Origin of the sequence: Amycolatopsis orientalis (assembly GCF_000943515.2) — a bacterium.
GTDB classification, from domain to species: domain Bacteria; phylum Actinomycetota; class Actinomycetes; order Mycobacteriales; family Pseudonocardiaceae; genus Amycolatopsis; species Amycolatopsis orientalis.
The window spans coordinates 2,335,383-2,347,633 of sequence record NZ_CP016174.1; the positions used below are offsets into that span (position 1 = coordinate 2,335,383).

The window sequence follows — 12,251 nt, forward strand, 5'->3', positions numbered from 1 at the left end:
GCAGGGTAAGCCGGACCATCACCGATATCTGCGGCTCGGCAGGAGAACCGTCAGATGGCCACAAGGTTCCAGGATAAGCGGCCGGGAATTTCTGCGTACGAACGTCATTCGCCAACTCGACCCATGACATCGCTGACGCGGCGTGCGCCTCCGGCCATGACCATGTCGGCGACTTGTTCACGATCTGGGCCTCCTCTCACCCGATAAGTCGACCATAGAATAGCAAGAATGCCTTCTTGGCTTTTCTTGATCTGCATTGGATATTCCGCTCGAGGTCGGTGATCGACCATATCTCCTGGACAGCAGTAGCAAGAGTTCTCTGTAGGGGTGAGATGTCGTGCCTCGTGGTCCCTTGCCTTACCGTGTTGACGATTCGGGCGCCTTGAACTACCCGGACGTCTTGCTCAGCCCGATACCGATCGGTCCGCATGTCCTGCGAAACCGGGTCGTACGTGCCGCCATGGCAACGAACTACGCGACCAGTGCGGGTCGCGTGACGGATCGGCTGGTCGAGTACTACGGTTCAATCGCTGCCGGCGGAACGGGTTTGGTGATCGTCGAGTTCGCGTTCATCGACCGCATGGTGAGCAGGTCGTGGCCTCGCCAGTTGTCAGCCAGCGAGGATTCGGATGTCACGGGCCTCTCGCGGATCGCCGCGGCGATCCAGAAGTCAGGTGCTCGCGCGGCGCTGCAGTTGTGCCATGCCGGGCCTCAGCGAATCCCGGCGGGACAGCGGCAGTGGGTACCGTCTGTCAGCGGCCAGGCCCGCACCGGGACGCTCCACGCGATTGACAGCGACGAAATCGCGGGTGTCAAGGCATCGTTCACCCGCGCGGCCCAGCGCGCCCGATCCGCGGGGTTCGACTTCGCCGAGCTTCACCTGGCGCATGGATACCTGCTCTCGGAGTTCCTCGCGCCCGACCGCAATCAGCGATCGGATGAGTACGGAGGATCGTTCGCCGCCCGGATGCGATTCTCGCTCGAGGTCGTGGCGTCCGTGCGAGCAGGTACCGAAGACGGGCTGCCACTGATCGCGAGGATCAACGGCTCGGACTTGCGCGAAGGTGGGCTCGGGCCGGAAGACGCGGCCAGCCTGGCCGTCGCGCTGACCTCCGTCGGCGTACAAGCGATCCACGTCTCGGCGGGCACGTACGAATCCAGGCATCTGAGAAGTACACCGACTTACGGAGAGCGCGGGAACCTCGTCGAACTGGCCGCACGAGTGAAACGTGACGTGCGAGTGCCGGTGATCGCCTCCGGCGGGCTCTCCGATCCCGAGCATCTCGACGCGATCCTCAGCTCCGGTGCCGCGGACCTGGTTTCGATGGCTCGTCAGTTGCACGCGGATCCACAGTGGGTCGCGAAAGTCGCATCCGGACACCCTCAGTCGATACGGCCTTGCATCCGCTGTAACAACGGATGTCTGCGGCGCGGAATCGATGGCGAACCGGTGACATGCGACGTTCGACCGGAGATCGCCACGAGAAGCACCGCCAAGCCGGCCGCGCGAAAGAAGTCCGTGGCCGTGGTGGGAGGTGGCCCGGCCGGCATGGAGGCGGCGCGCCTGCTCGCGGTCCGCGGCCACCATGTGACGTTGTTCGAGGCGCGCCATGAACTCGGGGGCGGCCTCGTCGCGGCCGCGCGGCCGTCGTTCAAACATGATCTGGCTCGATTTCTCGAGTATCAGAAGGGCGCGCTCGAATCCCTGCCGGTGGTGATCAAGCTCGGCACCCGGCTGAGTTCGAAAGATCTCTTGGCTCTCGACGCCGAGGAGATCGTACTGGCGGCGGGCTCACACCCTCGTCGACTGCCCGCCGACGACGACGCCGTTGTCATGACGGCAGAAGAAGCGGTTACCGGGACGCTTGACTCCGGCGCGCGGGTGGCGGTGATCGGTGGAGGAGTCACGGGTAGCGAGACCGCTTGGCATCTTGCGCAGCTCGGCCACGCCGTCACTGTTTATGAGCGCGAGTCCCAGCTGGCACGCAGTGCCGAATCGAACCACCGTCAGTGGCTGACGGACGCGCTCACGCGCCTTGGTGTCCACACGGTGCTGAATACCGAGATCCACACCGTCGCCGCAGATGGCACTCCGCGTTTTGCCGACGGCAATCCCGCCGGACCGGCGGCGAACGCGGTCGTAGTGGCGGTCGGGGCAGAGAAGAACGAATGGTTCACGCGACCGGCGCGTACGTCGGGGAAACCTGTCCACCGCGTCGGGGACTGCGCCAGTCCAGGCGATCTCGCCGCCGCGTTGGCGAGTGCTTGGGAGGCAGGATGTCGGATCTGACCGCGATCGAGGGACAGTCAATGTCCGAACGCGAACTTCTCGAAGACGGCATGCCCGCTCCCGATGGAAACAGCGAGCACAAGCCCAAGTTCGTCTTCGTCACCGGCGGCGTCGCTTCGTCGACAGGCAAAGGGCTGGTGGCGGCGTCCATCGGGACCTTGCTGGAAGGCCAACGGCTCAAGGTGACGTTCCAGAAGCTCGACGTATACCTGAACGCTGACGCCGGGACGATGAATCCCCTGGAGCACGGTGAGGTCTTCGTCACCGAGGACGGCACGGAGGGAGACCTGGACCTCGGGCACTACGAAAGATTCACATCGGCGACGATGGCGCGGCACAACGACCTCAGCGGCGGCCAGGTCTACGGGTCGGTTCTGCGCAAAGAGCGTCGTGGCGACTATCTTGGCGCGACGATCCAGGTCATCCCGCACGTCACCGACGAGATCAAGTCTCGCATTCTCGCCTGTGGAGCGGGCTTCGATGTCGCCATCATCGAGGTCGGCGGCACAGTGGGTGACCTCGAGCCGGTTCCGTTCCTCGAAGCGATCTCCCAGCTCAGAACCGAATTGGAAATCGGGAGATCAGTCGTCGTGCACGTGGCGGCGGTGCCGTTCTTCACCGGCCCCGGTGAGCTCAAGACAAAGCCGGCGCAGCACTCGGTACAAGAACTCAGGCGGGCCGGCATCACACCGGACATCCTCGTCGCCCGCGCCGAAGAACCGCTCGACGAACGACTCCGTCACAAACTCGCCAGGTTCTGCGGTGTGCCGGTCGAGGCCGTCCTCAGCTCGCCGGACGTGAAGATCCTCTATGAGTTGCCGCTGGTTCTCCAGGCCCAAGGTCTCGACGGGCTGCTGGGCGCGCGGTTCGGCATCGGGCTTGGGCGAAGCGATCTAGGGCTGTGGCGGGAGACCGTCCAGCGGCTCTCCTCCGCGCGCGACGAAGTCGTCATCGCGATGGTCGGCAAGTACGTTGATCTGTCCGACTCGTACAAGAGCCTCAACGAGGCGCTCATACACGGCGGGATCGCGTGCGGAGTCCGCGTGCGAGTGCGACATGTCGACTCGGAGGCCGTCGAGGCGGAAGGCCCTGCCGCGATGCTGACGGACGTGGACGGCGTGGTGATCCCCGGAGGGTTCGGCCCCCGCGGTATCGAAGGCAAGATCAGCTGCGCCGGGTGGCTCAGAACGGAAAGAATCCCTTTCCTCGGTATTTGCCTTGGGCTACAGGTCGCTGCGATCGAGTTCGCCCGTAACGTCACGGGATTCGCCGAAGCCAATTCGACCGAGTTCGATCCGGACACTCCGCACCCGGTGATCGATCTCATGCCCGGCCAGCGCGAATTACCGGATCTGGGAGCATCCATGCGGCTCGGCTCCTATCAGTGCGACCTGTTGCCGGGAACACGCGCCTTCGATGCCTATCGACAGCCGCGCATCGCCGAACGGCATCGGCATAGGTATGAGTTCAACAATTATTATCGAGAAGTCTTCTCCCAGCATGGGATGGTGTTCAGCGGAAGATCGCCTGATGGCGAACTGGTCGAGATGATGGAGATCACCGATCATCCGCACTTCGTGAGTTGTCAGTTTCATCCTGAATATAGAAGTCGCCCGACCGCTCCGCATCCGTTGTTCGCTCAGTTCGTTGCGGCCTGCCGAGAATCGGCACAGCGGCGCGACAAGTCTCGTCGAAACTCGATTCCGACAGGAGCACGGCCATGACCGACGATACCTTTGACCGAGGATCTGGGCCTGAAGTCTGCGTCGCCCTGGACGTGCCCGACGGGCAGCGCGTTCGCGACCTGTACCGTGTGCTCAGGCCGCACACCGACTACTTCAAGGTAGGACCGCCGCTGCTGATGGCGGCTGGGCCGGGCATTGTGCGTGAAATGGCCGATGATGGTGCGCGGATCTTCCTCGATCTCAAATTCCACGACATTCCCCAGACCGTCGAGTCGTCGGCCCGGCAAGCCGCCCGGCTGCGACCGTATGTCTTCGACGTGCACGCCCTCGCCGGCGACGAAGCCATGTCCCGCGCCGTCGAAGCCGCCCACGAGACCGCGGACGGGAATCGGCCGCTGGTCATCGCGATCACCATGCTCGTGAGTCATCAAGAGCGCTACCTGGCCGACTACTTCGGCAGTCCGGAGAAGATCGAGGAAGCCGTCCTGCGCCTCGCGGAGCGCGCGCGAGCCAATGGGCTGGACGGGGTCGTCTGCTCCCCTGAGGAAGGGCCACTGGTCCGTGCCGAGTTCGGGCCGGACTTCTTCGTTGTGACCCCTGGGGTCCGCTTCGCGTCGGACCAGGCGGACGACCATTCGCCGCAACGGATCGCCACCTTCGACGAGCCGCGGTTGTCGAGCTCCTCACTTCTGGTGGCCGGGCGCCCGATCATCGACGCCGCCGACCCGGTCGAAGCGTTGTGTCGCGCCCAGCAGCTCCTGCACGGGAAGGCTTGACACGTGGACAGCGAGTATCCGCAGGACATCGGATTCACGGTCCACGAAGGACATTTCCAACTCACGAGCGGATTGCACAGCCCCTTCTACAACCAGACAGCGGAAGTGCACCAGCATCCTGGCGCATGTACCGCGGCGTGTTCGGCTCTCCTGCGGCAACTCGGCACGATCGGCGTCACCGGCTTCGACGTCGTCGTGGCGCCGGCCGCGGGCGCGGTGGTATTCGGCTTCGAACTCGCTCGTCAGGCAGCGGTGCCATTCCTGTACTCCGAACGCGTCGAGGGCCGGCAGCGGCTTCGACGGGGGCAGAAGCTGAAACCGGGGCAACGAGTCCTGGTCGTGGAGAACGTGATCACCACGGCTGGAACGGTCGTCGAGGTTCTCGATCTTCTCGCCTCGGCCGGAGCCGCCCCGGCCGCTGTCGCCGCCTTGGTGGTGCGCCGTGGGGCCCCGTTCGCGTGGGAAGACGGGGTGCCGCTTGTAGCGCTGACGCGCAAAGACATGCCCGCGTTCTCGCCTGATGATTGCCCGCTTTGCCGCCAGGGGATTCGGCTCGTCAGTCCCGGAAGCAAGTACCTCGCGGAGGCGGCTCGATGAACCGCGGCACCAGTGCCGAGGTCATCGCGGTGATCGGCTTGGCAGGCGCGGGTAAGGACACGGTCGCGGGCATGCTCGCGGAACGCTTTCCCGAGCATACGATCGCTTTGATCTCCGAGCCGCTTCTCCGCGACTACGAGCGTCGCCACGGGATGACGGCGAACGCCCTGGACGAGTACGACGCCAAGGCTGCTGCGAGGCCCGGCCTGGCGGCGCTGGCGGAGCAGTTGCTCGCGGCCGACCCGGATTGGCTCATCGATCGCGCCCTGCGTCATCCACGCCCACTCATCGTGGTCGGGCCACGATGTTCGGCGGATCTCCACCGCCTGGTCGATCTGGGAGCGGTGTTCGTCGAGGTCGACGCCGACCCTCACGTTCGGCGCGCGCGTATCGGAGCCGAGGGTTTCCCGAGTGCCGACGAAGACCCGTTCGACAAGGAGTTGGCCGCGTTCGCCACTGTGCGGCTGCGCGTCGACAACAACGGGACGCTCGAGGCCCTTCGTTCCCAGGTGGATCAGGTCGCCGGTCTGATCGAGCCTGAGTCCGGTCTTCCGGCGGAGGCGTTCGCGGACGTCGCACAGCTGATGGACCGCTTGCTGGATCCTCTGGAAGGCTGCCCCTGGAACCGGGAACAAAGCCTCACCAGCGTGCTTCCCTACCTTCTCGAGGAAACGTACGAGGTTCTCGATGCGGTTGACCAGGACGACGTCGACGGGCACTGCGACGAACTCGGAGACCTGCTCTTCCAGATCCTCTTCCATGCCGCGCTGCGAGCCAGGCAAGGCGCCTTCGACCTCGGCGACGTGTGCCGTGCGCTGATCGGCAAGATGACCAGGCGACATCCGCACGTCTTCGGTGGTGTGGCCGTCGACGGCGTCGAGGAAGTCCTCGCCAACTGGGAGTCGATAAAACGGCAAGAACAGGCCGAGAGCGGGCGTGAGAGGCGTCCGCTCGACGGCGTACCGCGAGCGCTCCCGGCGCTCCTCCTGGCACAGCGAACCCTCGAACGGGCCGCGGATCGGCCGGACTTCACCTCGGCATCCGCCGCTCTTCGAGCTGCCGTCGATGCTGTCGAAGCAGCGCCTGGCGGTGAGCCTGAGCTGAAGGAGCACCTGCTGGGGGAGTTGCTTCTCACCGTCGTCCGCATCGGGACGGTCGTCGGGGTGGCTCCCGAAGACGCATTGCGTCGCCGGCTACTCGAGTCGAAGAGAGCGTCACAGCTCGTCCGAAGTGATTCCGAGGTGGACCATGACTGAGCAGACCTTGATCGATGTCATCGTGATCGGCGGAGGAGTGGTAGGGCTCGCCGCGGCTTACGCGGCCGCGCGACGGGGGCAGCGGACAGTGCTGCTCGAACGACGCTCGTTCTTTCACGACGAGACCGCGTCCAGCGGGCTCTCGCGGCAGTTCCGCTTGCAGTACGACGATCCGACGATTTCCCGGCTCGTCCAGGAAGCAATGCCGCTGTGGCGAGAACTGGAGGAACAAGGCGGCGAGAAGCTCAACCACCAGGTCGGCTGCCTTTGGTTCGGGGACCCGGCCGCGCCGGGAGCGGAAGGGCAGATCGACAATGTGCTCAGAACAATGGCCGACCTCGGAATTCCCTTTGACCGGCTGACCGCCGGGGAGATCACCGAGCAGTACGGATTCACGGGAATACCTGAGAGCTGGACGGGCTTCTTCCAGCCCGACGGGGCCGCGACCAACGTGAAAGCGACGCTGAAAGCGTTGTACCGGGCCGGTGTCACCGCCGGAGTCGAGATGCGTAGCGGCACGGCGGTACGAGACATCGCTGCCCACGGTGATGGAGTGCGGATAACCACTGAAGCAGGCGAACTGATCGACGGGCGCAAGCTGATCATCGCGGCAGGGCCGGAGACCAACAGCCTCCTCCGCGTACTCGGTATCGAGCTGCGGACAACGGTATGGGAGATGGTGTCCGCATGCTTTGCCGTCAGACCCGGCGGTGCTGGTTCCGAGCCGCTCCCGACGTGGATCGACTTTCAGCAGTCTGCCCACGACGACCCGGGGCTTTACTACGGCTTCCCCGAACTGCCCTGGGAACGCGGCGGGCATATGCGGATCGGCGCGAACTACCCGAGCCGGGTGATGGCTGACGGAGCGATCTCCCGTACGCGTCCGGATCCTGCGACTGTGACACGTCTCAGCGAGTGGGTCGCACAGCACATGCCGGGCCTAGACCCAGCGCCGGTGGATCCGACGACGTGTGTGTGCAGCCTGTTCACCGATCCGGCGCAGCCACAGACGCTCTCCCGGCAACTGCTGCTCGACTTCCTTCCCGACGTCGTCCCGGCCGCGGACGATGTCGTCGTCTGTGCCACCGGATGGGTCTTCAAGATCGCACCCCTCCTCGGCTCGATCTGTGTCGATCTCGCGGTCGACGGTACGACTACCCACGACATCTCGGGCGCTCGGCTGAAGCGCGAACAGTGGCGGCTCGTCCGCGCCGAGGCGGGCGTCTGATGCGCGCCGGCATTCCTCGCCAGTCGTCGCGGCCTGTGTACTCCCAGGCCGACTATCAGGCGCAGGTCATTCGACTCGACGACGACGTGACCCTTCACACGGTCGAAGCGGGCGACCTCACTGCGGGACCGGCGAATGGCGGGCTTCGGATCCGCTTCTACAGCGATGACGAGCAGGCCCACGACGACGCTCGGCTTCTCGCTGAACGGATGACGGTGAAGCACGCGCTGTACGGCACCGGCTTTTCCGGCGCCAAGATCGTCGCGCGAGCCGATCCGCACACGGTTGATCGCCAACGACTGCTCGACGCCGTCGCGGATGTGCTCAACGAACGGTGCGGCCGACTTTACACGGGCTGCGACTTGAACACGTCCGCGGCCGATATGGAAACACTGTACAAACGTTCCAAGTACATTCTGTCGGCCATGGGCAGTGCCGTCGACCCGAGCCTGGCGACTGCTCATGGGGTCTTCGCCAGTACCGCGCGGGCACTCGGGCAAAAGCTCGTAGGATCGACGTTCCTGGTACACGGAATAGGAAAAGTGGGTGCGGCTGTCGCTCGCTTTCTGGTCTCCGCGGGGGGCACGGTGTACACCTACGACTCCGACCCGAAGGCCGCGGTCGATTGGTGTACCGCGTTGCCACACACCGCGAAATGGTGGGAGCTGTCGGTCGACGCGGTCGTCTTGTGCTCGTCATCGGGAGTGGTCGACGCTCGCATCGCCGAAGAATTGCGTGCGAGTGTCCTCGTCAGCGCCGCGAACGCCCCGTTCGCCAGCCCTGAAGTGGAGCCTTGCCTCACGCGCAGGCAGGTCACTTGGGTCCCAGACGTGGTTTCCAACGCCGGCGCGGTGATCTGCGACTCTGTCGAGTTCTACAATCCGGACGCCTTCAACTCGACAGTACCTGAACGATTGTACGCTTTTGTCAGAAATGAGGTGGATGCCATGACGGAGGCCTATCTCGCGCAGGGCCGGGGTGTGGGCACACGATGGCCTGAGTTGCTGCGTACAGCCCGTCCCGGCGCCGACTCAGTCTGCGGAAAGCGCTTCTCGATGGCCAGGGATCTCCCGTCGCAGATCGTAGAGCTTTCTGGCGACCAACCGAACAGTGTCAGATCTATCGAACCGAGCGCTGTGGAGCGTCTTCCCACATGATCCACGCCTCTCTCGGATGCCTCGTCAACGCTTCCCGTCGTGGAACGTGCATGGTATCGCTGAGACTCTCTCGCTAACCCACTCTTTCTGCTCATGGCCTACTGGATCCCGGCAGGGATGCCGATTCATTTGGCTCCGCTTGCCGGCTCGCGAATCGGCGTGGAATCAGCGGCGAGGAGGTGTGGTGAGCGATAGCGATGTATTCCGCCCTGGTCTCGATGTCAGGCCCGAACTATGGGACTATCCGTTCAACAGCTACACTCACTTGAGATATCCGCCCGGTAAGGGTGCCTGTGCGATTCTCCGACCCTCGGCAAGGTGCGCTTGCCGAAAGGGGGCCCTGTGTGGAAAGCGAATTCGAGTGTGAAGTCGGCAGAACAAGCGTGACATGGAGTCGCTTGTCTAAAAAGTGAAATCGTTCGACCGTGGCCGTGGGTTGGCGCTTTGAATGCCATGAATACGGCGCGTTTGTGGCAGAATTCGATGGTGAGAAAGTGCATGGCGTGCCCCGGCTAACTCTTTGCCAGTTCCTCTTATCGTTGTCCAACCAGCGGGACGACGAACGTGGCGGCGACACCGAGCGGCGGATGCGCGTCGTGATCGAGGTCACCTAATTCGGGCTACGAGAAGACGAGGGCAGGAAAGTGTCACCAGGTGGCCGCTGCTTGCCAGGCGATGTGGGATCCCGGGAAATGAAGCAACCAGCCGTTAAACGCCGCGCGGACACCGGAAGGACACGGTATAACCGCCACTGCGCCGACTGCACCCACTGCGCCAGGGGTGCGGTCCTGGTCGAGGATGAACGCCGTGCCGCGCCGTACGAACGGGCGCTGGTCGACTACGTCGGGAGAACCTCCGCGGCTGTGGTGCTGTCCGGTGATCTCACCGAGTCCTGCGACATCGCCGCTGAGCCAGACGACCGCGGGGGACCGGGGTGTCAGGACGCTCAGCTGGGGCAGACCACGCGGCTTGTGGACGGGCCAGTCCGGCAGGCATACCCGCACCGCCTCCATCGCGGTACGCGTCTTGCCCGAGGACGATTCCCCCGTCAGCACCACCAACGTGCTGGTCGCCAGGTCGCTCATCAGCCCGCGCAAGTGCCGGTCGTGGTCTCGTTCGACGTAGGGCGGCAGCTCCGGTAGAGCCTCCACGGAATCGACGACGATGGGCTGGTGCACGCCAAGGCGCCGCCAGCTCCATCGCCCGATCGGTTGAGGGGAACCGTCTTCCGGTGAGGGTGTGCGCTCGAACTCGTACAACAGTTCCCGAGGTCGCTGCCGCCAGTACGCCGTGTCCGCGGATGTTTTCAGGGGGCGGCCGGTGCGCCGAGCATGCGTCGCGCAGACCTCCACCCACGCGATGACCAGGTCGAGGTCCGGCGGTCTCGTGACCCTGCTGCCGTTGCCTATCTGGCTGAGCCGGGAAGGTTGGAGCGCTTCCCCTTTCGCAAGGGATGGTCGTTCAACTCTTCGGCGAACGCCGCCAGGGTGCCGAATGCCTGCTCCCGCACCTTCTTCAAGTCGCCGAGGAAGTCCGCCAGCAGGCCGCTCACAAGCCCATTGAACCACTCTCAGACGTTTGACACCCTGTTGATGTCGTCGCCGAATCGTCCGGCCTGACCTGCGCCAACGCCCGTTGACCCCGATGACTTGTTTGACAAACGAGCTGTGCGGCCGAGTGCTGGGGAACTGTGGCCCGTAGAACCGAGCAGGACCGGACACGGGAGTGGGGATGGCCACGATCTTGACAGTCGCGACCCAGATCATGCAGTTCGCCACGGCAACCATCACCGTTGCGACGGCGATCCTGGCCGCCCGCCGGGGGCGCCGTGGAAAGACGACTGAAGCCGGGCAGTCGTTGCTGCGCCTGCGAGTTGAATCGGTCGCGACACGCCGAACCCGCCATACGCCTCTCGACGCGACGGGTTCCGTCCGGCGAGTTCATGGTCGTTGTGGTGATCGGCATGGGGCCAGCCGGCGCTCGAGGTCGAGGACGGCCTTGGCGCGAGCGAACTCCACCGGGGTGAAGGGCAGCAGCGGACGCGTGACCACCATCAGCCCGCCTTCGGGAGCGATCAGCCGCATCGAAGTGCCCTCGACGTTCCCGTCGGCCGCGCGCTCCCGTTGTTTTTGGTTAGTGTCCTGCCAGGTGATGACGCAATCACCCAGCACGACCCGCAGCAACCGCGCGGCCCCGTCTCGCCTACCGGCGGACTGGGCCGCGATCGTCAGCAGCCGGGTGGGCAGGTCGACGAACTCGTGGACGTCGGCCGCCGCGACCCGCACGTCCCGGCCTCCACCCAATACGGTCACCGCGGCGATGTCCGCGGCCGTCGCACCGGCCGGTGCACGCAGGAGGAACTCGTCGACCACGCCGTCCTGCACCGCTAAGACCTGCATCGACACGATGTCGTACCGGTGCGCCGCCAACGCGGCCGTCACCCCGGCCAAGGCACCTGGCACGTCACGGACCGTGACGCGGATCCGCCACGCCACGCCCGTCCCCGCTTCGTGTTCGTCCGTCGCGCCGAGACTCACCTTCTCTCGCGGACGGTGACTCCACCATCGCCGCAACGCGGAGGTGGCGATCAGGAGCAACCCGAGCCCGAACAGCACGACCGGTCCGGCGCGATTGAGCGACAACGTGCTGACGAACAGGTGGGCCACACCCGCCGCGATGAACAGCGCCGCGAGTTCGATCAGCTCGCGCCCCATCGAGGTTTTCGCACCCGCGGCGGTCCCCGGTCGCACCTTCGATTCCTTCATACCGCAAGCTTCCGCTGCCTCCTTTACCCCCGGCGTCTCCTGCTGTCACGATTCAGTTAACGCTCGGCGCACCAGGCCGGCGCCTCCAGCGGCGGGCTCGAACCCCGTGCCGCGACAACGCCCGCCGTTTCGTGTGGTGACCCGTTCGGTGTCGTCGTCATGGCCACGGCTTCAGGCGAAAACCGCTTCACAACGGCCTTCGAGGCTCGATTCGACGAATTTCGAGCGGCAGCGGATCGGGCTCCAGCGAAGGGTCTTCGCTTGTTCCAGGCGGCCGACGACGCGAACGGCCGGTGAACTCGGTGCCCACGCCCGACCACGGCGCGACGTCCACAGAGGACGTCAAGAGCAGCAGTCCGTCCACTGTGGATCGATCGGCCGAGCCGTGCGCGGCCGCCGCCAGGTCTCGGACCGTCATGCCCGCGGTGCACGGGATACGGTGCTCGCGTAGCCGGTCCTTGGCCAGTGGTACCCCGGCGAGCCATGCCGGCAGCACC

The 12,251-nt window shown here is 65.0% G+C and carries 12 protein-coding genes; 8 read left to right on the plus strand and 4 right to left on the minus strand.

Annotated elements, in window-relative coordinates:
• Positions 1 to 337 precede the first annotated feature (337 nt).
• The 8 genes from SD37_RS10490 (at position 338) to SD37_RS10525 (ending at position 9,603) form a co-directional block, all read left to right on the plus strand.
• A complete protein-coding gene (locus SD37_RS10490) occupies positions 338 to 2,290 on the plus strand; it encodes an NAD(P)/FAD-dependent oxidoreductase (RefSeq protein ID WP_083254930.1) in 1,953 nt (650 codons plus the stop codon).
• Positions 2,278 to 4,014, plus strand: coding sequence for a CTP synthase (locus SD37_RS10495; protein WP_237671649.1), 1,737 nt, complete (start codon positions 2,278 to 2,280; stop codon positions 4,012 to 4,014). Before SD37_RS10490 ends, SD37_RS10495 begins: the two co-directional genes overlap by 13 nt.
• The gene (gene pyrF, locus SD37_RS10500; RefSeq protein ID WP_044851033.1) at positions 4,011 to 4,751 is read left to right on the plus strand and encodes an orotidine-5'-phosphate decarboxylase; all 741 of its coding nucleotides are present in this window, start codon (positions 4,011 to 4,013) and stop codon (positions 4,749 to 4,751) included. The genes SD37_RS10495 and pyrF overlap by 4 nt, the downstream gene beginning before the upstream one ends.
• Before the next feature lie 3 nt (positions 4,752 to 4,754).
• On the plus strand, positions 4,755 to 5,348 hold the full coding sequence (gene pyrE, locus SD37_RS10505) for an orotate phosphoribosyltransferase (protein ID WP_044851034.1): 594 nt from the start codon (positions 4,755 to 4,757) through the stop codon (positions 5,346 to 5,348).
• 71 nt (positions 5,349 to 5,419) lie between these two features.
• Positions 5,420 to 6,604 carry a MazG family protein gene (locus SD37_RS10510; RefSeq protein WP_236725328.1) on the plus strand — a complete coding sequence of 395 codons (1,185 nt, stop codon included), beginning with the start codon at positions 5,420 to 5,422 and terminating at the stop codon, positions 6,602 to 6,604.
• Positions 6,597 to 7,832, plus strand: a complete 1,236-nt coding sequence (locus tag SD37_RS10515; protein WP_065912786.1) for an FAD-dependent oxidoreductase — start codon at positions 6,597 to 6,599, stop codon at positions 7,830 to 7,832. The genes SD37_RS10510 and SD37_RS10515 overlap by 8 nt, the downstream gene beginning before the upstream one ends.
• Positions 7,832 to 8,989, plus strand: coding sequence for a Glu/Leu/Phe/Val dehydrogenase dimerization domain-containing protein (locus SD37_RS10520; protein WP_052674898.1), 1,158 nt, complete (start codon positions 7,832 to 7,834; stop codon positions 8,987 to 8,989). The genes SD37_RS10515 and SD37_RS10520 overlap by 1 nt, the downstream gene beginning before the upstream one ends.
• A gap of 425 nt (positions 8,990 to 9,414) precedes the next feature.
• Positions 9,415 to 9,603, plus strand: a complete 189-nt coding sequence (locus SD37_RS10525) for an oxidoreductase (RefSeq protein ID WP_065912787.1) — start codon at positions 9,415 to 9,417, stop codon at positions 9,601 to 9,603.
• Positions 9,604 to 9,636: 33 nt separating this feature from the next.
• Here the strand turns inward: SD37_RS10525 and SD37_RS10530 are convergent, their stop codons facing one another.
• The 4 genes from SD37_RS10530 to SD37_RS42550 all read right to left on the minus strand — a co-directional run bounded on the left by SD37_RS10530 (position 9,637) and on the right by SD37_RS42550 (position 12,250).
• Complete coding sequence (locus SD37_RS10530) at positions 9,637 to 10,167, minus strand: hypothetical protein (protein ID WP_044851036.1); 531 nt, start codon at positions 10,165 to 10,167, stop codon at positions 9,637 to 9,639.
• 227 nt (positions 10,168 to 10,394) lie between these two features.
• Positions 10,395 to 10,541, minus strand: coding sequence for a hypothetical protein (locus SD37_RS43055; protein WP_167369627.1), 147 nt, complete (start codon positions 10,539 to 10,541; stop codon positions 10,395 to 10,397).
• A gap of 388 nt (positions 10,542 to 10,929) precedes the next feature.
• Entirely contained in the window at positions 10,930 to 11,754 is an 825-nt protein-coding gene (locus SD37_RS10535; RefSeq protein WP_044851037.1) for an ACT domain-containing protein, read from the minus strand.
• Positions 11,755 to 11,941: 187 nt separating this feature from the next.
• Positions 11,942 to 12,250, minus strand: a complete 309-nt coding sequence (locus tag SD37_RS42550; RefSeq protein WP_145926584.1) for a hypothetical protein — start codon at positions 12,248 to 12,250, stop codon at positions 11,942 to 11,944.
• Between the last annotated feature and the right edge of the window lies 1 nt (position 12,251).